This is a genomic window from Ruegeria sp. CF8 (assembly GCF_056537285.1).
In genome coordinates this window covers 41,714-61,592 of sequence record NZ_JBQFRG010000006.1, presented here as the reverse complement: position 1 = coordinate 61,592, position 19,879 = coordinate 41,714, and the positions used below count along the sequence as shown (strand labels likewise).

Here is a 19,879-nt window from a genome sequence, read left to right as displayed (position 1 = left end):
TGTTTGCAAGAGAACAACGGGTAATTCGGCAGATTTCATTGCAGTGACCGGATCGTGACTTGGAATCCAGCCCCAGCCCGCGCATGTATGAGGTATGAAGATGTCGATCAAATCCACAGCCGCCGTTGCGTTTGCTTGCCTAACCCTGTCCTCTGCTGCCACCGCACAGAGTTTGGACGGTGTAGTGAAACTGGATGTTCTGGACGGCGGTCGAACCGCAAACGGCACGTATCAGAGCGCCCTGAGGCTAACCCTCAAAGACGGCTGGAAAACCTATTGGCGCGCGCCCGGTGATGCGGGCATCCCGCCTCAATTCGACTGGAAACGCTCAAGCAACGTTGGGCATGTGGACATTACCTGGCCCGCACCCGAGATCTTTGACCAGAATGGCTTGCAGTCGATCGGATATGAAAACCAGCTGATCCTGCCGATTGAAATTACACCGCGAAACCCTGCCAAACCCGTGCGCCTGCAAGGTGAGATGGATCTGGGCGTTTGCAAAGACGTGTGCATCCCCGAACGTTTGGGCTTTGACCATACGCTAGACTCGGAAGCAGGCCGCAACCCGGCCATTGCCGCGGCTCTGGCGCAACGTCCCTACTCGGCGCAGGAAGCCCGGGTCAGCAAGGCCACCTGTAATCTCACACCAACACAAGACGGAATTCAAATCGAAGCTCGGGTCACAATGCCGTCCGCTGGGGGCCGCGAAGTCGCAGTGATCGAGCCCGGAAACCCCGTTCTCTGGGCATCGCAACCGATCTCGCAACGCGAGGGCGATACGCTGGTGGCGCAGGCTGAAATCATTAACGCGTCTGGTGCACCTTTCGCGCTGGACCGGTCTGAAATCCGGATCACTGTTCTGGGTGCCAATCACGCCGTCGATATTCTGGGCTGCAGCGCGGGCTGACTTAGTGATCCAAACTCCAAAAATCGGCGCGTTGGCGGTTGTTCTGCATCAGGATCAGGTGCTTCTGGTACAACGCAGCAAACAGCCGGATGCCGGGTTGTGGGGCTTTCCAGGCGGGCATGTGGAATGGGGTGAGACCGTTCTGCAAGCTGCCCAGCGCGAGCTGCGTGAGGAAACCTCGGTGATTGCAGAGCCGTCGCACTACCTAAAAAATCTGGATCTTCTGCGGCACGATCCAAATGGGCAGGTCCTGTCCCACTACCTTCTGGTTGGTGTCGCCTGCACGTATCTCTCTGGCGCGCCCGAAGCTGGCGACGACGCACTGGATGCACGCTGGTTCCCGATCGAACAGATACGCGAAGGCGACCTGCCGATGAGCGCGCGGGTTGCCGATCTGATGGAATACGCTCTGCGTAATGGTTAGGTTCCTGCTGACCGGGAGAGCCGGCCATACAGCAACCCGGACAGCACTATGCTCAAAGCCAGAATAGTCAGGGCTCCGGCCAGGAACGCGCCCAGCCCCATCTGCAAAACCGGGATACCTTCAGCGTCAGCATAAAGACCCTGGAAGATATCAATTGGCGCACCGGTGACAGTTGGCCAGATCATCGTCAGAGCAAACCAAACCGCCAAGGCGGCGGCTGTACTCATCAGAGCGCCCCGAACCACCCGGTCCGGCGCGCGCACCGCGCGGCGCATGGCTGTCATCGGACGCGCAACATCATTGAGGATCGCCAGCAGGGCAGGCACGAGGATCAGAACCAGAAGCATCCCAAACCCAAGCCCATAGACCAAGGTGATCACGGTCGGTTTCAGGAATTGTGCCTGTTGTGACCCTTCGTAGAGCAGCGGCGCAAGCCCAAGAACCGTTGTCAGTGTGGTCAGCATAACAGGCCTAAGCCTGTCGGCTGTGCCCTCAACAATTGACGGCACCAGACCGCGATCCTGCTGATACCCATCTATTGTGGTCACAAGCACAATTGAGTCGTTGATAATGATCCCGGTCATGCCCAACAATCCGACCACCGTGAACATACTGAGAGGCACATCCCAGATGTAGTGGCCCCAGATCGCCCCAACGAGGCCAAAGGGGATAATCGCCATAACCACCAACGGCCTCGACCAGCTTGCAAACACCCAGGCCAGCACAAGGTAGATCCCGGTCAGACACAGGACCAAACCTGTGCGCGCTTCGGTCAGGAACTCGTTTTCTTGCTCACTCAGACCCGACATGCGCCATTCAACCTGACGTTCGGCAGCGATGTTCGGCAGAATTTCATCCTGCATCATCCGTTCGATTTCAGCTGCGCGCGCCGGGTCATCCTCGGAGATATCACCTGTGACCGAAACCACCCGAATGCCGTTTTCGCGCCGGACGATCGAAAAACCTGTATTGCGCTCAACGGAAACGATGTCGGCCAAGGGTACATAAACCCCATCCGGCGAACGCATCAGGGTCCGCTCAAGAAAATCTGCCGTCAACTCGCCGTCGGGTAATTCAACTCGAATCTCAGTGCTGCGTGGACCGTCCGGGAAGGTGGCCGCTTCGACCCCGTTCAGGCGGTTGCGCAGCGCGCGGCCCAGCGTTTCGATCCGAAAGCCCAAAGCTTGCCCCTGGGCTGTCAGATCCAGAATGAACTCTTCCTTGTCATAGGCCAGAGTGTCTTCTAGCGCCGAGACTTCGGGGAATTTCGACAATGCGGCCTGCAGATCCTCAGACGCCGACTTCAGGACATTCACGTCCGATCCAAAAAACTGCACGTCAATGGCATCACCGCCGGGGCCGGACCGCCAGCCCCGGAAAGTCAACACTTCGACATTCGGGTGCCGTGGCACGAAGTCCTGCAATTCGCCCACAAATTCAAAACTGGAATAGGGTCGCAGATCGGCGTCAATCAATTCGATCGAAATCCCGCCCAGCACGCTGCCGTCTTTTCCGTCTGCCGCCGCCAGACCACGGCCAGCGGTGCCTCCGATCTCGGCCAGAACAAATTCAATCGGATTCTGGCCATAACGCTCTTCATAGATCTGGCCCAATTCATCTGTTGCGTCCTGCAGAATGCGCATCATTTCCAGCGTATCCGACCGGGTCGAGCCTTCGCGCATGATGAACCCACCACTGACTGAGCTGCGTTCTGGCGCGTTGAAGAAGCGCCAATTCACATCGCCACGGATGAACAAGGCTACCTGACTGGCCAGAATCGCGATCATCAAAGCCACAACGACGTATCGCGCCCAGATCACCCAGGCGATCAACGGGCGGAACAGGTGGTCCCGCACCCAACGGAAGCCCCGGTTCACAACACGGTTCGGCAGATCGTACCAGTGCTCCTTGGCGGAATGCGCGATCGCGTGTGCCATATGGTTGGGCAGGATAAGGAAGCATTCAACCAGCGACGCGATAAGAACCGCGATCACCGTGAAAGGAATATCGCGGATCAGCTCTCCGAAGCGACCACCAACCAATGTCAGACCGAAGAACGCGATCACCGTCGTGACAGTTGCTGCCAAAACCGGCATCGCCATTCGCCGGGCGGCACGTTCCGCCGCCACCACAGGCGGCTCGCCCAGACGGCGGGCGCGGAAATCGGCGTGTTCACCCACCACAATGGCGTCATCAACCACAATGCCGAGGGTAATGATCAGGCCAAACAGCGAGACCATGTTCAGCGATAATCCACCCAGATACATCAGCGCAATGGCAGCCGACATGGCCACAGGAATACCAGCCGCAACCCAGAAAGCGATGCGAGCATTCAGGAAAAGGAACAACAGACAGACCACAAGGCCCAATCCCATCAGTCCATTGTCGACTAGGATGTTCAGGCGGTCGGTGATGGCCTGGGCCCGGGTGCGGATCAACTCGATCTTCACGCCTTCGGGCACGCTGGCCTGCATCTCGCGGGCGACATCTTCAACTGTGTGCTGGATTTCGATGGCATCGCCTTGGTTTGACCGGTCAACCCGGATCGACATGGCCGGGTGGTCACCGACAAAATAGCTGCGGTCGCGCGTAACCCCTTCGACCCGAATGCGGGCTATGTCACCAACCCGCAGTTTCGACCCATCGTCATTGGTTCGCAGCGCAATGGCTTCGATCTGCTCAGGTCTTCGCTTTTCTGTCCCGGCCCGAATGCGCGCACCCGCGCCTTCCACTTCACCTGCTGGATCCGTATTTACTTCGGCCCCGATGGCCGAGGCGATTTCGGCCATTGTGATGTCATTTGCAATCAACTGTGCCGTTGTCACTTCGACAACAATCTGCGGTGCGGCAATACCTCGGATGCTGGTGCGGGTGACACCGGCAGCGAAAAGGCGGTTGATCAGCTCATCGGTCAGCTTGGCCAGTTGCGTGGTGTCTGTTGGGCCGCTGATAATCAGATCCGTCACCCTGTCGCGCCAAACGCCACGTTGGATTTTAGGTTCCTCGGCGTCTTCAGGCAGGTCCGAGACGCCATCCACCGCAGTTCTGACATCCTCGACCGCGCGGGATACATCCCAGTTTGGTTCAAACTCAAGTCTGATCCGCGTCCAGCCGGGGTAAGAGCTGGCCTCTGTGCTTGTTACGCCTTCCACTGCCAAAAGCGCAGGTTCCAGAAGCTGGACAATCCCCGCATCCATATCTTCGGGTCCACCATCCTCCCACGAGACGGTGACATCGACGCGTTCCAAGACCACGTCGGGAAAGAACTGTGCCCGCATGTTTGGAATGGCCGCCGCGCCCAGAACCAGCATCACCAGCAACAGAAGATTGGCAACGGTCCGGTGACGGGTGAAGTAACTGAGAATGCCGCCCGCTGCGCCGGGTATCTCGCGCATCATGGCGCTCAGCCTCCGGCCTTGGTTTCAAGACGGCGTATCAGAGCGGCTGGCACGCGCGCCTCCTGCAATTGGCCAAGCAGCTGCGATTTCTCGTCCTGTGGCATTGTCTCGCTGGCCTCAATCTGCGCCACAAGTGCGGCCCGTTTCGAAGGGCTTAACTCGACCATGTCCGGGTCTGCACCGGCCTCAACCCGCAACGGCCGAACCCGCACACCCGAGCCCAGCAGCGGCGTACGCCCGATGACAACTTCGCGCCCTTCCAACCCATCGCCTCTCAGCAGGACTTCATCCCCTTGCCTGCGAACCAACTGCACTTGAAGACTCTCCAGGCGGTCGTCCGCGCCCAGAACCAGAACCGTACCCGACGCATCAAGCACTGAGGACGGCAATCGGTAGACATTTGCGACCGGCTGCTCTTGGACCGAAACCGTCACAAAGTCACCGGGCTTGAAACCCGACGCCTCTTGCAGTCGGGCATAGATCAGCCGCCCGGTCTGTCCTTCGCCGGCCGAACCGCTGTCGCGACTGACCTGACCCGCAGCAGTCAGATCCGCACCGGTGACTTCCAGCGACACTGTAACCGGGGCGTTGATCAGTCGGTCGGTTTCATCCAGCAGGCGGACATATTGCGCGGTCGATACGCGGAACGCCACTTCAAGGGCATTGGGATCAACCAGTTCCGCCAGCTTTTCGTTGGCCGACACCAATCGCCCTTCCACCAGTGTCACGTCGGTCAGTGTGCCACCAAAGCCGGCCCGAATAGTCATGTCTTCTAGGTCACGCTCTGCTGCTTCCAACGCGATCACCGCACGGGACTGCAAAGTCATGGCCTGATCAACACGGGATTCTGCCTGCGCCAGCGCGATTCGGCGGGCCAGAACCGCTTGCTGCGCCGAGGTCGCAGCCAGTTCAGCCTCTTCCACGCTGGCTGCGGCGCCAACTCCACGGGATTCCAGGTCACGCTGACGCTGAAGCGCTCTTTCGCGCAGGTCCGCCTGCGCCTCAGCCGACTTCAGTTCGTCCTGAGCCAACAGCAATGAGCGTTCGGCATCGCGTTCCTCAAACTGAGCATCCAAAAGATCGGATTTGGCCCGATCGAGTGCTGATTGTGCATCCGCCGGGTCCAGTTCGACCAGAATCTCACCCGCCGTGACTGCACCGCCATCCTCAAAGTCCTCGGCCAGCGCGATCACGCGCCCGCCCAGCGCTGCGCGTAATTCCAGCCTGCGGCGGCTTTGGACCTCTCCAAACGCCTCAAGATAGGGAGTAACCGTTTCAGCCTCGGCCTGTTGCACCGACACCGCAAATACCCTTTCGCGCGAAGGTGGCGTTGTATCGTCTCGTGCCAGAACATCCTGCACCGCACCAATGATGATCTGCGCTGCAACAAACAGCAAAGCCAGCGTCAGAAACGCTAGAAAAATACCGACAAGGCTTTGCCGCAGAAATCGCATCAGTCAGTTACCCCGGTTGCACCAAGCTGCCGTTCCCAACATGTAGCTGGATCGCGAATTATGCCAAGCCACAAAGCGGTTACACGGAATTGAACGTACAACCAGTCTACTTCCGTCGCAGGTGTTCGTCCAATCTGGGCATTATTTCCACAAAATTGCAGGGGCGGTGGCGATAATCGAACTGTTTTTCGAGTATCCCGTCCCACGCATCCTTGCAGGCTCCTGGGCTGCCCGGCAGTGCGAACAGGTACGTGCCACCGGCAACACCGCCCGTTGCGCGGGACTGAACCGCCGAAGTGCCGATTTTCTCCATCGAGATAATGGTGAACACGGTGCCGAAGGCGTCGATCTCTTTCTCATAGATATCCCGATGCGCCTCGACCGTTACGTCGCGCCCGGTCAAACCGGTGCCTCCGGTCGAGATCACGACATCTATGTGATCATCTGCCACCCAGGCGCGCAGTTGATCGGCGATCTGATCACGTTCATCCCGGATGATCCTGCGATCAGCCACCACGTGACCCGCCTTTTCGATCCGGTCCACCAAAGTCTGGCCCGAGCGATCTTCGTCCATCGACCGTGTATCCGACACGGTCAGAACGGCAATTCTGACCGGGATGAACTCTTTATTTTCGTCAATGCGCGACATTTGTCGTCAGGCCCTTTCCATAATCGCAAGCCGGATGGCGAGCGCAGCAAAAATACCCCCTGTAACCCAGCCAATAATGCGAGAGGCGCGTGGGTTGCCAACCAGCACCCGACCCGCACCTCCCGCGAATATGCCCACCAGCCCGTTCACCACAAACGCTCCGATCGCGATGATCACACCAAAGGTCAGAAACTGAAGCAGAACAGAGCCCGAAGCAGGGTTTACAAACTGCGGGATGAAGGCCAGCACAAACAGGATGACCTTGGGGTTAGTCAAGTTGACCAGCATCCCGTCCCGAAATGCCAGATGGGTTGGGCGGACCGGTGCATCTTCGGTGATCGCACCGTTACGGATCGCGCCCCAGGCCAGATAGAGCAGATACGTCACGCCCATCCAGCGGATCACGTCAAACAGCCACGGCATCGCCGCAACTGCAGCGCCCAGACCCAAACCGGCCAGCAGAACATGGATCATCAACCCGACTGCGACACCGGCACTGGCCGAGACCGCAGGCCGTGGGCCGGATCGCAACCCCTGACCAAAGCAAAACATCATATCCGCACCCGGCGTGAAGTTCAGCGCCAAGGCAGCGGGAATGAAGGCCAGCAAAGTGATGGTATCGATCATGGCTCTACCTCAAACCAATTCAGTTTCGGCCCAAGATTGGCCAGTTGAGTTCGGCCCAGAGTTCCGCGATAGCCCCAACTTTCGTGTACATGACCAAAGACCGCATGACCCGGTTGCAGCCGCTCTATGGCGTTGCGCACGGCCGTCGACCCGACTGACATGCCTTGAGAAGTCTGATCCCCATAGCCTTTGGGCGGAGAATGCACGATCAGGACATCAGCCGCATCGCACCGGTCGAACATCTCGGTCGCCGCACCTTCCGTCAGGTCGCAGGACCAGTCACCAAACGGCGTGGGCGGCACACCGTAGCCAAGGCCAAACAGGCGCAACCCATCTACAGTCATGCCAGATCCATGCAGGACATGGACACCTTCCGGGGCGGCGTCACTCAGTTCTTCGGCACTTTCTGCATTTCCGGGTATCAACACCAGTGGGGCAGTTATGCCTACAAGCATCTGCATCGCCGCATCCAGACCCTGACGCATGTTGCAATAATCACCCGCGCCAATGACCAGATCCGCCTCAACACTGGCCGCCACCAGATCTGCGGCGCGATTGCGTGCCATGTGCAAATCAGAGAAGGCCAGAACCTTCATGCACCACCTCTCAGCCGCGCCTTCAGCTCTAACAGATCCGCCCAGGCCTGCCGTTTCATCTGTGGTTGGCGCAGCAGGTAAGCCGGGTGGAACATCGGGATGACCGGCAAATCCATTGCCTGTTCCCAATTGCCGCGTAAACGGGTAATGCCCCGTTTTCCCAGCACCGCCTGACAACTGATGTTGCCCATCACCACCAGAACTTCGGGCTTGGCCAGCGCCACATGCCGTTCCAAGAAGGGTTTCATCATCCCGATTTCTTCGGGCTTGGGATCGCGGTTTTGCGGCGGTCGCCATGGCAGCACGTTGGTAATGTAGACGTTTTGCGTACGATCCAGATCGATTGCCGCCAGCATCCGATCCAGCAATTGACCGGCGCGACCAACAAAGGGTTTGCCTTCACGGTCTTCGTCGCGACCTGGAGCCTCGCCAATGATCATCACTTTTGCGCCGGGGGTACCGTCGGCAAATACAAGCTGCCGTGCCCCGCGCTTTAGCTCGCAATGATCAAAAGCCTCCATCGCCGCGCGCAATTGGTCCAGCGAACCCGCCCCCTTAGATGCCGCTTGCGCGACCGCAACCGGGTCAACCCTTTTGGGTTTTTCCGGGGCCACAGGGGTTGCTTCTGCCTTCTTGGGCTTGGGCGACGTATCCGGCAACGCGTACCGATCAACCGGCGCGTCCCCGATTGCCTCGGTTGCACCCAATTCGACCTGCCATTCCAGCAACGCCCGTGCAGAGTAATAGTCCAAGCCCGATTCCATACGGACAATTTACCTGCCTACGCGCCGAGGGAAAGCGAATAGGGCTTGATCGGTCGCTCTGTCGCGCCGACCATCGGGGCGCGATGCTCAGAACTCTGCGATTCCTCCTGCTCGGGCTTGTGGTGGCCCTGACCGGCGATCCGGTTCTGGCGACGTTCCACAACACTCAGGGACAGTGCCGTGCGGGGCAGTTCAAATGTGGCAGCACCTGCTGTTCGGGCGGGCAAAGATGCAGCTTTGATGGTCACTGTATTCCGCTGGGCGGCACCTATTGCGGCGGCGGTCGCACCTGCGGCCCGTTCGAACGTTGCGTGGCCGGTGGAACCAGATGTGCACCTGCAGGCGCGAACAAATGCACGTCTCGTCTGGATTGCCCGGGCGGGAGTTTCTGCAATGGGCGTGGCGAGTGTGAACGGATCGCACCCGATCTGGACACAACACCACCCAAAACTTGCGATGACGGGCGCACCTGCGCGCGCGGTTCGGCCTGCCTGCCCGGCGGGGGCTGTTCCCGTCCAGGATGGTTCTTGTGCGAGGAAACCGGGTCGCAATGCCGCCCCGGCTTCAAATGTTCGGCCCATCAAGGCTGCGTCCCGATCAAGGCTATCGACTGCGGCTATGGCAAATGGTGCAAGCCGGGCGAACAATGCCTGCCCGCGGGTGGCTGCGAAAAACTGCCAGAGGGCACGGAACCTTAGGTTGCCTTGCGCTGCACAGCTTCCTATAAGCGGCCCGATTGTCAGACAGGAGCCCGCCCATGCGTTTCGCCCATCGTCACCTTCTTGGCATCGAGCATCTGTCCCAATCCGATATTACCGAAATTCTGGATCTGGCCGAGACCTATGTCGACATGAACCGTCAGTCGACCAAGCATTCGGACGTGCTGTCGGGGCTGACCCAGATCAACATGTTCTTTGAAAACTCGACCCGCACGCAAGCCAGTTTCGAACTGGCGGGCAAGCGTCTGGGTGCAGATGTGATGAACATGGCAATGCAGGCCAGTTCGATCAAGAAGGGTGAAACCCTGATCGACACGGCGATGACATTGAACGCGATGCACCCGGATCTTCTGGTTGTGCGGCATCCGCATTCCGGCGCGGTCGATCTGCTGGCACAAAAGGTCAACTGCGCTGTTCTGAACGCGGGCGACGGTAAGCATGAACACCCCACACAAGCCCTGTTGGACGCGCTGACCATCCGACGCGCCAAGGGCCGCCTGCACCGGCTGAACATTGCGATTTGCGGCGACGTGGCCCATTCCCGCGTCGCGCGATCAAACCTGATCCTGCTGGGCAAGATGGAAAACCGTATTCGCCTAATCGGCCCGCCGACACTTGTACCCGGCCAGTTCGCCGAGTTTGGGGCCGAGATCTATGACGACATGAACGAGGGTCTGAAGGACGTCGATGTCGTCATGATGCTACGCCTTCAGAAAGAGCGGATGGATGGCGGGTTCATCCCTTCGGAACGCGAATACTATCACCGCTATGGTCTGGATGCCGCGAAGCTGGCGCAGGCCAAACCAGACGCGATCGTCATGCATCCCGGCCCGATGAACCGCGGGGTTGAGATCGACGGCACGCTGGCCGACGACATCAACCGATCCGTCATTCAGGAACAGGTGGAAATGGGCGTCGCCGTTCGTATGGCCGCGATGGATCTGCTGGCCCGCAACCTGCGCGAGGCCGCATGAGCGATCTGACCGTTGCACCCCACGAACGCGGCGTCTTGCGCCTGTTCACGCTGGACATGCGCCCGGAAGAGGCGAAGTTCCTGCGCGAACCGGGTGCCGCCGATCAGGTGCTTGGGGCGGACGGGCTGGATCCTGAGCAGATAGATATCTTCCCGGTTGCCGACCTTGATGACCTCGGGCTGTATGGCTATCTGACAGAAGGCTGCGCCGTGTCTCCGGATCAGTTGGATCAGGACGCTCTGGCCGCGATAAACGGCTGGGTTATGGTCTTGCGCAGCGCTGCGTTCCAAGGACGCCCGGCGACGTTGAAGCCCGATCCGCGTCTGCGTCTGTTCGGTCTGTTCACGGAAGAGGCCACGAACTGGACCGGAGGGGTCATCGAAACCGAAAGCGCCAAGCCATTTTCGGCACCTCAGACCACTCCATTGGATGATCACCCACGCCGTATCGGGTCAGCCATTCTGGCGCTGGCCGCGCTTTTGGTCATCGGAGGCGTCATATGGCTGATCCTGTGATCTTCGCCCCTGACAAAGGGGCCTATATCCGCACCAACGCCTGGCTGGCCGCCGTCGCGATGGCTGGTGCAATGGTCGTTCTGTGGCTGATCGGAAATCCGTACATCTGGACCGGAGCACCCGCAGGTCTGGCTGCCATTGGCATTCGCGCCTGGTATCTGGCCTCGGAAGAGCTGTTCACAAAATGGGAGATGTCGGACACCTCCCTAACCGGCCCCGGCGCGCGCAAGGTGCCGCTAAATCAAATCCAGGCGGTCAACATCATGGGCAGCTTTGTTCAGATCGTCACCAAGGGCGGTGACAAGCACCTGATCAAGTATCAAGCCGACCCCGTCGCCACTAAAGCCGCCATTGAAAGGGCGATTGGATGAGCGACGAGTGGTGGCGCGAGACAATACCCAAATCCGAAAGGGTTTTGTGGGTTGGAAAGCCAAGTGACAGATTTTTTCCGCCGCGTGTCGGATGGGCTTACAGAATTCTGATCCTTTGTCTTTGTTCGGCGTGGCTCGCAAGCCCGTGGTTCGCGGAATCTGTACGGGACTTTTGGAAGTTGGTCGGTTGTACGATTCTACTGTCTTTTTTCATCTGGTTGGATCGGTTTATTCGGTCTCGGCGCGTCTACGTCGTTACTACTCGCCGAGCATGGTGGATCAGCGCGATTTTCAAGCCCAAGCACGTACCCGTTGATACTAAGCTGAAATACCATCTCAGCGGTCGAAACATAGTATTCTCCCGCCGTCTGTTTCTTGTATTTGAATACCTGTCCGACCCAGAAGCCGCATTGCAGGCTCTGGACCAAGCCCGAGAGGCCGCACAATGACTTCTGTTCTCTTCACCAACGCCCGCATGATCGACCCTGAGGCTGGGACGGATACGACTGGCTGGCTACAGGTGGCCCATGGCCGGATTGTCGCCCGAGGGGAAGGAAGCGCGCCGGGTTCTGACGGTCAGATCATCGATTGCAACGGAAAGTGCCTCGCCCCCGGCATCGTCGATATCGGCGTCAAGGTGTGTGAACCGGGCGAGCGGCACAAGGAAAGCTACAAATCCGCAGGTCTGGCCGCCGCCGCCGGAGGTGTGACCACCATCGTCACCCGTCCCGACACGTTGCCAGCAGTGGATACTCCAGAGACGTTGGAATTCGCAACCCGACGCGCGCAGGCGGATGCGCCTGTCAACGTGCTGCCGATGGCTGCACTGACCAAAGGGCGCGAAGGGCGCGAAATGACCGAGATCGGGTTTTTGCAGGACGCAGGCGCTGTGGCTTTTACCGATTGCGATCATGTCATCACCAACACCAAGGTGTTTTCTCGAGCGCTGACTTATGCAAAATCCTGCGGCGCGTTGGTGATCGCCCATCCTCAGGAACCCGGACTCAGCGCCGGGGCGGCGGCGACCAGCGGCAAGTTCGCAGCGTTGCGCGGCCTGCCTGCCGTATCGCCCATGGCAGAACGCATGGGTCTGGATCGCGATATTGCCCTGCTTGAGATGACCGGAGCGGCCTACCACGCCGATCAGATCACCACCGCCCGTGCCCTGCCCGCGCTGGTACGGGCCAAACGCAATGGGCTGGACATCACTGCCGGCACATCGATCCACCATCTGACCCTGAATGAGTTGGACGTGGCCGACTATCGCACCTTCTTCAAGGTCAAACCGCCGCTGCGGTCCGAGGACGACAGGCAAGCGGTGATCGAGGCTGTTCGGACAGGGCTGATCGACATCATCAGTTCGATGCACACACCGCAGGACGAAGAAAGTAAGCGCCTGCCGTTTGAAGAGGCGGCCTCGGGTGCGGTCGCTTTGGAAACGCTGCTGCCTGCAGCGCTTCGCCTGTATCACGCAGATCAACTGGACCTGCCGACGCTGTTTGGGGCCATGGCGCTCAACCCTGCAAAACGGTTGGGATTGGAAAGCGGTCGATTGGCCAAAGACGCCCCAGCTGATCTGGTTTTCTTCGACCCGGATGTGCCCTTTTTGCTTGATCGGTTCGCCTTAAAATCCAAATCGCAAAACACGCCATTTGACGGTCAGCGGATGCAAGGTAAGGTCCTTGCGACTTATGTTGCAGGCCAAGAAGTGTTCCGGAGATCTTAATGCCCATTATCGGAAATTCGGCAGAGGATTTGCTCTTGTGGGCATTGATTGGATACCTGTTGGGGTCCATTCCCTTTGGGTTGATACTGGCCAAGGTTATGGGGCTGGGCAACCTGCGCGAAATAGGATCGGGCAATATCGGGGCCACGAACGTCCTGCGCACTGGAAACAAGGCCGCTGCTGCCCTGACGTTGCTATTTGATGCCGCCAAGGGGGCTGTGGCCGTTCTTGTTGCGCGTGCTTATGCGGGCGAAGATGCAGCCCAAATCGCAGCGCTTATGGCATTTGTGGGCCATTGCTTCCCGATTTGGCTGGGCTTCAAGGGCGGTAAAGGCGTGGCAACCTTTCTGGGGCTGTGGCTGGCGCTGGACTGGCGCGTTGGTGTGGCCTGCTGCCTGAGCTGGCTGGTCGCGGCCGCAATCTGGCGGATCTCGTCGGTCGGCGCACTGGCCGCGGCGGCGCTGTCCACAACCTGGGTGTTGGTGCTTACAAACGGATCGAGCTTCATTCTGGGGATCATCCTGACGCTTCTGATCTATTGGCGTCATGGCTCGAATGTGGCGCGGATCAAGGCCGGGACAGAACCGAAAATCGGGAAACCGTGACGGCTCCCGACGCGTTCTTGTCAGCGTTTCTGGCGCTGCCGGAAGGCAGCTTTAACGGCACTTCTAATGGGCGCAGCTATGTTGTCGTGCGGCAGCGGATGGCTGGTGGCAAGTCCCACAAACTGGTCGCCCATGAACGGGGCGGCGCAGACTATATCAGCTTGAACCTGTACCAGACGCGCAACAGCGGGGCGTTGCTGCGGCCCTGTGAAATGCCCGCCAGCAAAGTAATCAGTTTTGTACTGGGCCTTGTGCCTGACCAAGCCAGCTAAGCTCTACATTTTTGAACATGACATCTTTGCTGCTGCACAATCACAATTCATTGCTTTGAACGTGATCACCCCGCTTCCCAGATCGCTGTCGTGACGGTCAATTACGGGCCGCACAGGACAACAACCGGGGCCTGCGTTTGCACCAAGACAAGGCTCCTTTCACGAAAGGTGAAGCAATGAACACTTTTAAATCTCTGATCGGCGGCGTCGCCCTGTCTGTCGCGCTGGCAACTTCGACTTTGGCCGCAGGCGTGGAAATCAACGCAAGCTCGACCGGCCTGGCGATGCAGGGCTATGATCCGGTTGCCTACTTCACCGCCGGTGAAGCAACCAAGGGCGACTACCGCATCACCACGCTGCATGATGAAGCGCTGTACCGTTTCTCGTCAGAAGAAAACAAAGCCGCCTTTGAAGCCAACCCAGAAGCATACTTGCCTGCATATGGTGGTTACTGTGCTTTCGGCGCGGCCATGGGCTTCAAGTTCGACGGCGATCCGAACCACTGGAAAATCGTTGACAACAAGCTGTACCTGAACCTGTCGCAAGATATCCAGGAACGTTGGGAAGGCGACATCCCGGGCTTCATCGAAAGCGCCAGCGCAAACTGGGAAACCATTGCCGACAAAACCCCTGCGGAGCTGCAAGCGCAATAATCCGCTGAAACGCAATGCTGTGTCGGCGGCGGAATGTTCCGCCGCCGCATATCGTTTGAAGACCTCTGATCCTTTCCTATCTTTTCAGTATACCAAGTGCCCGGCTGAACAGGGCACGGGCGCTTGCCTGTATCTTCAAGCGCCGGATTTCGGGCTGGAATAGGTAGAAATCAATGATCCAGTGACCAAGCTGGATCGTATCGGTCTGCATAAGTGAGCGCATTCTCACTGGTGCTGAGTTTCGAACGAAAGGAAATGAGATGACTTTGAAATTGGCTCTCATCGCAACAGCCGCGACACTGACGGCCGGATCGGCCCTAGCGCAATCCTCGGGCAATTGGACCGGTTTCTACGGTGGTTTGCAGTTGGGTTACATCGATGTGGACACCAATGTGGCTGGCGTCGACGGAGACGGCGCAATCGGTGGTGTTATTCTGGGCTACGACTATGACCTGGGCGACTGGGTTGTCGGCGGCGGTTTCGACTATGACTGGGCTGATGTTGGCCTGTCTAATGTTCCGGTGACCGTCGAAGACGTATGGCGTTTGAAAGCGCGCGCAGGATACAAGGTGAACCCGCAAGGTCTGCTATACGGAACTGCAGGTTACGCCGAAGCCGGAACTGACAACCTGGGAAGCGACGATGGTTGGTTCATTGGCGCGGGCTATGAGCAAATCGTGGCACCCAATGTGAGCATCGGTGGTGAACTGCTGTACCACGAATTCAGCAACTTCAATGGAAGCGGCGTCGACGTTGACGCGACCACGTTGCAAATCCGAGCCTCTTATCGGTTCTGAAGCTCACCTGTTAAGCAAGTTGGACCCGGCATTCCAGCCGGGTCGTTTCTCACACATCCAAAATTGTGCTGCCGGTTGTTTGTCGCGCCTCCAGCGCGCGATGCGCATCAGCAACCTGATCAAGCGCAAAGCGTTGATCCACATGGATCTTGACCTCACCGCCTTCAACTTTGCCGAACAGTCTTCGGGCCATTGCCTGACACACCCCGTGATCCGAGATATGCGTGAACAGCGTGGGCCGGGTGATCTTAAGTGACCCCTTTTGACCCAGAACACCGATATTGAAGGGCGGTACCGGGCCCGAAGCATTTCCGAAGGAAATCATCATGCCCAGCGGCTTGAGGGAATCCAAAGATCCCTCGAACGTGTCCGCCCCAACTGAATCCATCACCACATCTACACCCTGTCCTTTGGTGATCTCGGCCACGCGCTCGGCAAAATTTTCAGTCCGGTAGTTGATGCAATGCGCAGCCCCGTTGAAACGGGCCAGGCTGCATTTTTCATCACTTCCAGCCGTCCCGATCAATGTGATCCCCTCGGATTTTGCCCATTGACAGGCGATCAGCCCAACACCACCGGCGGCTGCATGAAACAGGACAGTATCGCCGCGTTTCAACGGAGTCGTTCGATGAAACAGGTATTCCACCGTTAAACCTTTAAGCATCATCGCCGCAGCAGTCTGAAATGTAATGTCATCTGGCAAGGGGCAAACCTGCGCTGCGGGCATCACACGGGCCTCGCAATAGGCCCCTGACGGTGCCGCAGCATAGGCGGCCTGCTGTCCCGGTTCCAGGTGCGTTACCCCCTCGCCAACAGCCTCGACAACACCTGCGGCCTCCATGCCCAGCGCGTGCGGAAGATCCAGAGGATACAAGCCAGTCCGTTGATATACATCGATAAAGTTCAGACCGCAGGCTTCGTGACGAATTCGGATTTCGCCCGGTCCGGGGTCGCCGAGCGGCCGGTCTTCGATCCGCAGGACTTCGGGGCCGCCAAACTCATGAATCATAACTGTTTTTGCTGTATTCTGCATCCTGACCTCCTATTGCCTGCCCTCAAGCTAACATGACTTCAACACAGGGCAATCCGTCCGATGCCAGACTATTGATCTGGATTTCGTAAAACTGTGCTATACTGCAATCAGGCGTTGCCGGCTGGTCCGGCCACGGGCAACGTGATGCCGGATCCGCCCCGCGGCGCAGTTTTCGCCAGGGAAGGGGAGGAAAATGGCCAAAACAATCGGAAACCCGATCAGCTGGACCGCCCGAAATCTCGGGGCGGCAGGTGATCATGTCTCGGAAAGCGTCTCGCGCCTGGGCAGCGCGGACACCAAAGAGCTGCCAATGGTGCAAACCTTGACGCTGCAAGACCTGCGCGCCTGTCTGCGCGCGGGCTACGACGACTTTCTCGAAACGCGGGCGGATGCCGTGTTCATTGTGTTGATCTACCCGATCGCAGGGCTTTTGATGTTCGGCTTTGCTTTGAACATGAATCTGGTTCCGCTTCTGGCTCCGCTTGTCGCCGGCTTTGCCTTGATCGGACCAGTCGCCGCCGTGGGGCTTTACGAGATTAGCCGCAAGCGGGAACAAGGCAGTGCAGTGCATTGGTTAGATGCGTTCGGTGTCTTCAGATCACCGTCCTTCGGTGCAATTCTGGTACTTGGGTTCTATCTGGTCATGCTGCTTTTAGTCTGGCTGATGGTCGCACAAACCATTCATACTTACACAATGGGCCCTGAAGTACCCGCGTCCCTTGGTGCATTTGCAACACAGGTTCTCACCACCTCTGCGGGATGGACGATGATTATCGCGGGAACCGCTGTTGGATTCGTGTTTGCCCTTTGCGCTTTGGCAGTCAGCGTTGTCAGCTTTCCATTGCTGCTGGACCGCAGGGTGGGGCTGCCGGTGGCGGTTGTGACGTCGTTTCGTGTCTTGCGTGAGAACCCCGGCGTCATCCTGACCTGGGGGTTCATCGTGGCGGCACTGCTGTTTTTGGGCGCATTGCCAATGCTGTTGGGTCTGATCGTGGTTATGCCCGTTCTGGGCCATGCCACATGGCATCTGTACCGCCGCGCGGTTGCGTGAACGCGCGGGACAAGCCCGCGCATTCAACAATCAGCCCGCGACTTTGAGGACAATCTTGCCAATATGGCCAGAGCTTTCCATGCGTGCATGGGCAGCAGCAGCCTCGGCCAGATCAAATTCGCTGTCCATAACCGGTGCAACCTTTCCCGCCTCAAGCAGAGGCCAGGCGGCTTCACGCAGGTCTTGCGCGATCTGCGCTTTGGCCAAATCACTTTGCGGGCGCAAAGTGCTGCCTGTCAGGGTCAGACGTTTGACCATCATCAGGGCAAAGTTCAATTCGACCACGGGGCCTTGCAGGAACGCGATCTGAACCAGCCTGCCATCCTCGGCCAACGCTTTGACATTTCGCGGGATGTAGCCGCCACCCACCATGTCGAGGATCAGGTTCGCCCCGCCCTCGGCCCGCAGGGCAGCCACAAAATCTTCGTTGCGGTAATTGATCGCCTTTTCCGCGCCCAGCTTGACGCAAGCCTCACATTTCTCATCGGACCCAGCGGTCGCAAAAACGCGCGCACCAAAAGCATTGGCCAGTTGGATTGCCGTTGTGCCGATCCCGCTGGAGCCGCCATGGACCAGAAACCGCTCACCCGCCTTCAGACCTCCACGGGTGAATACATTTGACCAGACGGTGAAAAATGTTTCCGGCAGACACGCCGCTTCTTTCATTCCCATCCCCGCAGGCACTGGCAGACAATGGGCGGCAGGCGTGGCGACGTATTCGGCATAGCCCCCACCCGGCAGCAACGCACAAACCTTGTCGCCGACCGACAGTCCTTCAACCCCTGCACCTACGGCAACCACCTCGCCCGAGGCCTCAAGCCCGGGCAAGTCGCTGGCCCCCGGCGGCGGATCATAGGCCCCTGCCCGCTGCAGCGCGTCAGGACGGTTCACACCGGCGTAGGCGACTTTCAGTACAACTTGTCCGTCACCCGGTTCGGGGATCGGTCGTTCGGTCAGTTGCAAAACATCAGGACCACCCGGTTTGGTGATCTCAACAGCGCGCATCATCTGGGTCATAGGCACCTCCTTTGCGCAATGCCTAGCAGGCATCCGGGCCGGGGCCTAGCGCCAAGATGGTCTACTTTCGTGGGTTCAACATCCCCGGAAGATCGGCCCGCATTCTCATGGGCGCTTTCACCTGCCCGGCCAGCCAGTTTGGAACCGCCAGAAACGGTTTCAACACCGGATTGTCGCGCACCTGCGCTTTGAGCTTTTCAAACTCCATGACATTGTCAATCCGGCGGTCCAGAAATTCCCACGTGCGCTGATGATCGGGGCTGTCATCGCCCAGCCAGAACAGCAACGTCGACGAATAGACACCCGACAGAGTGGCCCGTTTGGTGTACCAATTCACATCGTCCGACGTGTCGCCCAGCGCATCCCAGATCAGATCGCAGGTTTGCCAAACCGCCTTGGCCCCATCTGCCGCATGGGTCGGCAAGGAAAACAGCGTCATGCCACGGCGTACCAGTTCTTTGTCCTCGACCGCCTGCAACCTGAACCGAACGGCAGCGGCAACCTTGTCGCGGAATTTCAGCCCGCTCAGATCTTCGGATTTGATGCGATCCAGCATCGCCTGATCGCCGCGTGCGTGATAGGCCAGCGCCAGATCAACCGCCCCGCGTGGACAAATCGCGCGGGCCAAACCGTCATCCAGCTCACAATCGGAAATAGAGGCGCGAAAACTGGTTTCCGACCAGCCGTCGAAGGGAACATGGATCAGCATCGCATCCAAAAGCTGCTGTTTTGCTTCTTCATATGTGGTCGTCATGGCGGTTCTCCGGTTGTCGGGCCCAGTACTAGACAAGTTAGGGCGGCTTTGCTATACGGCCAACTCCTGCAATTTCCTTGCAACTCTATCTAGAAAGGTGGTGACAACCACATGCAGGTTAGTGTTCGCGACAATAACGTCGATCAGGCGCTTCGTGCCCTGAAGAAAAAGCTGCAGCGCGAAGGCGTGTTCCGTGAAATGAAGCTGAAGCAACATTTCGAGAAACCGTCCGAGAAAAAAGCGCGTGAGAAAGCTGAAGCGATTCGTCGTGCCCGTAAACTGGCACGCAAGAAAGCCCAGCGCGAAGGTCTGCTCTAAGACTTTCCTCATCCAGCTTTGGATGACACTATTTGACGACCCCCGAGGCCACGCCCGGGGGTTTGTCGTTTCAGGTTTCGGATTTATTCCGCCGACTCGTGGTTCAGGGTGTGCGACAAGCCGCCATTTCCCCACCAGCAACATTTTGCCCGGCATTTTGCAGCGCAGCGAATCCCGCATTGGTAGCATCGCCCTGCCAGAATTCGCCTAAAAATTTTGCACCTCTATCTGATCTCAGCAAGCCGCTTGTAACTG

General features: G+C 58.5%; 22 protein-coding genes. 12 read left to right on the top strand and 10 right to left on the bottom strand.

The genetic code is table 11. The annotated features are described in order from the left end of the window. Positions 1 to 100 precede the first annotated feature (100 nt). Both ACR0EV_RS14650 and ACR0EV_RS14645 read left to right on the top strand, forming a co-directional pair. Positions 101 to 907, top strand: a complete 807-nt coding sequence (locus ACR0EV_RS14650) for a protein-disulfide reductase DsbD domain-containing protein (RefSeq protein WP_480800766.1) — start codon at positions 101 to 103, stop codon at positions 905 to 907. 4 nt (positions 908 to 911) lie between these two features. Beyond that, on the top strand, positions 912 to 1,331 hold the full coding sequence (locus tag ACR0EV_RS14645) for an NUDIX hydrolase (RefSeq protein ID WP_480800765.1): 420 nt from the start codon (positions 912 to 914) through the stop codon (positions 1,329 to 1,331). On the opposite strand, the gene ACR0EV_RS14640 is transcribed toward ACR0EV_RS14645, so the two are convergent. The 7 genes from ACR0EV_RS14640 to ACR0EV_RS14610 all read right to left on the bottom strand — a co-directional run bounded on the left by ACR0EV_RS14640 (position 1,328) and on the right by ACR0EV_RS14610 (position 9,400). Beyond that, a complete protein-coding gene (locus tag ACR0EV_RS14640) occupies positions 1,328 to 4,729 on the bottom strand; it encodes an efflux RND transporter permease subunit (RefSeq protein WP_480800764.1) in 3,402 nt (1,133 codons plus the stop codon). The two genes, ACR0EV_RS14645 and ACR0EV_RS14640, sit on opposite strands and share 4 nt — an antisense overlap. Before the next feature lie 5 nt (positions 4,730 to 4,734). Next, positions 4,735 to 6,183, bottom strand: a complete 1,449-nt coding sequence (locus ACR0EV_RS14635) for an efflux RND transporter periplasmic adaptor subunit (RefSeq protein WP_480800763.1) — start codon at positions 6,181 to 6,183, stop codon at positions 4,735 to 4,737. A gap of 106 nt (positions 6,184 to 6,289) precedes the next feature. Beyond that, positions 6,290 to 6,832, bottom strand: coding sequence for a molybdenum cofactor biosynthesis protein B (moaB, locus tag ACR0EV_RS14630; RefSeq protein ID WP_480800762.1), 543 nt, complete (start codon positions 6,830 to 6,832; stop codon positions 6,290 to 6,292). 6 nt (positions 6,833 to 6,838) lie between these two features. Further along, positions 6,839 to 7,459, bottom strand: coding sequence for a LysE family translocator (locus ACR0EV_RS14625; protein ID WP_480800761.1), 621 nt, complete (start codon positions 7,457 to 7,459; stop codon positions 6,839 to 6,841). Beyond that, on the bottom strand, positions 7,456 to 8,055 hold the full coding sequence (locus ACR0EV_RS14620; RefSeq protein ID WP_480800760.1) for a metallophosphoesterase family protein: 600 nt from the start codon (positions 8,053 to 8,055) through the stop codon (positions 7,456 to 7,458). The genes ACR0EV_RS14625 and ACR0EV_RS14620 overlap by 4 nt, the downstream gene beginning before the upstream one ends. Continuing rightward, complete coding sequence (locus ACR0EV_RS14615; protein WP_480800759.1) at positions 8,052 to 8,819, bottom strand: uracil-DNA glycosylase; 768 nt, start codon at positions 8,817 to 8,819, stop codon at positions 8,052 to 8,054. The genes ACR0EV_RS14620 and ACR0EV_RS14615 overlap by 4 nt, the downstream gene beginning before the upstream one ends. Positions 8,820 to 8,836: 17 nt before the next feature. Further along, a complete protein-coding gene (locus ACR0EV_RS14610) occupies positions 8,837 to 9,400 on the bottom strand; it encodes a hypothetical protein (RefSeq protein ID WP_480800758.1) in 564 nt (187 codons plus the stop codon). 176 nt (positions 9,401 to 9,576) lie between these two features. Here ACR0EV_RS14610 and ACR0EV_RS14605 point away from each other — a divergent pair, with 176 nt between their 5' ends. The 8 genes from ACR0EV_RS14605 (at position 9,577) to ACR0EV_RS14570 (ending at position 15,451) form a co-directional block, all read left to right on the top strand. Further along, the gene (locus ACR0EV_RS14605) at positions 9,577 to 10,512 is read left to right on the top strand and encodes an aspartate carbamoyltransferase catalytic subunit (RefSeq protein ID WP_480800757.1); all 936 of its coding nucleotides are present in this window, start codon (positions 9,577 to 9,579) and stop codon (positions 10,510 to 10,512) included. Further along, complete coding sequence (locus ACR0EV_RS14600) at positions 10,509 to 11,027, top strand: hypothetical protein (RefSeq protein ID WP_480800756.1); 519 nt, start codon at positions 10,509 to 10,511, stop codon at positions 11,025 to 11,027. The genes ACR0EV_RS14605 and ACR0EV_RS14600 overlap by 4 nt, the downstream gene beginning before the upstream one ends. After that, the gene (locus ACR0EV_RS14595; RefSeq protein ID WP_480800755.1) at positions 11,012 to 11,398 is read left to right on the top strand and encodes a hypothetical protein; all 387 of its coding nucleotides are present in this window, start codon (positions 11,012 to 11,014) and stop codon (positions 11,396 to 11,398) included. The genes ACR0EV_RS14600 and ACR0EV_RS14595 overlap by 16 nt, the downstream gene beginning before the upstream one ends. 445 nt (positions 11,399 to 11,843) lie before the next feature. Then, a complete protein-coding gene (pyrC, locus tag ACR0EV_RS14590; protein ID WP_480800754.1) occupies positions 11,844 to 13,124 on the top strand; it encodes a dihydroorotase in 1,281 nt (426 codons plus the stop codon). After that, complete coding sequence (gene plsY, locus ACR0EV_RS14585) at positions 13,124 to 13,729, top strand: glycerol-3-phosphate 1-O-acyltransferase PlsY (RefSeq protein WP_480800753.1); 606 nt, start codon at positions 13,124 to 13,126, stop codon at positions 13,727 to 13,729. Before pyrC ends, plsY begins: the two co-directional genes overlap by 1 nt. After that, positions 13,726 to 14,001, top strand: a complete 276-nt coding sequence (locus tag ACR0EV_RS14580) for a hypothetical protein (RefSeq protein WP_480800752.1) — start codon at positions 13,726 to 13,728, stop codon at positions 13,999 to 14,001. Before plsY ends, ACR0EV_RS14580 begins: the two co-directional genes overlap by 4 nt. A 176-nt stretch (positions 14,002 to 14,177) precedes the next feature. Further along, positions 14,178 to 14,654, top strand: coding sequence for a YHS domain-containing (seleno)protein (locus ACR0EV_RS14575; RefSeq protein ID WP_171093801.1), 477 nt, complete (start codon positions 14,178 to 14,180; stop codon positions 14,652 to 14,654). Positions 14,655 to 14,914: 260 nt separating this feature from the next. Further along, on the top strand, positions 14,915 to 15,451 hold the full coding sequence (locus ACR0EV_RS14570; RefSeq protein ID WP_480800751.1) for an outer membrane protein: 537 nt from the start codon (positions 14,915 to 14,917) through the stop codon (positions 15,449 to 15,451). Between the two features lie 49 nt (positions 15,452 to 15,500). Here ACR0EV_RS14570 and ACR0EV_RS14565 read toward each other — a convergent pair whose 3' ends face one another. After that, positions 15,501 to 16,484, bottom strand: a complete 984-nt coding sequence (locus tag ACR0EV_RS14565; RefSeq protein ID WP_480800750.1) for a quinone oxidoreductase family protein — start codon at positions 16,482 to 16,484, stop codon at positions 15,501 to 15,503. A gap of 193 nt (positions 16,485 to 16,677) precedes the next feature. Here ACR0EV_RS14565 and ACR0EV_RS14560 point away from each other — a divergent pair, with 193 nt between their 5' ends. Beyond that, positions 16,678 to 17,535: a DUF2189 domain-containing protein gene (locus tag ACR0EV_RS14560; RefSeq protein ID WP_480800749.1), complete on the top strand. Its 858-nt coding sequence runs from the start codon at positions 16,678 to 16,680 to the stop codon at positions 17,533 to 17,535. A 30-nt stretch (positions 17,536 to 17,565) separates the two neighbouring features. Here ACR0EV_RS14560 and ACR0EV_RS14555 read toward each other — a convergent pair whose 3' ends face one another. Both ACR0EV_RS14555 and ACR0EV_RS14550 read right to left on the bottom strand, forming a co-directional pair. Beyond that, positions 17,566 to 18,552, bottom strand: a complete 987-nt coding sequence (locus ACR0EV_RS14555; RefSeq protein ID WP_480800748.1) for an NAD(P)H-quinone oxidoreductase — start codon at positions 18,550 to 18,552, stop codon at positions 17,566 to 17,568. Between the two features lie 61 nt (positions 18,553 to 18,613). Next, positions 18,614 to 19,306, bottom strand: a complete 693-nt coding sequence (locus ACR0EV_RS14550) for a COQ9 family protein (protein ID WP_480800747.1) — start codon at positions 19,304 to 19,306, stop codon at positions 18,614 to 18,616. A gap of 111 nt (positions 19,307 to 19,417) precedes the next feature. Between ACR0EV_RS14550 and rpsU the strand changes: the two genes are divergently transcribed. Continuing rightward, positions 19,418 to 19,624, top strand: coding sequence for a 30S ribosomal protein S21 (gene rpsU / locus ACR0EV_RS14545; protein ID WP_005614280.1), 207 nt, complete (start codon positions 19,418 to 19,420; stop codon positions 19,622 to 19,624). The last annotated feature ends 255 nt before the right edge of the window (positions 19,625 to 19,879 follow it).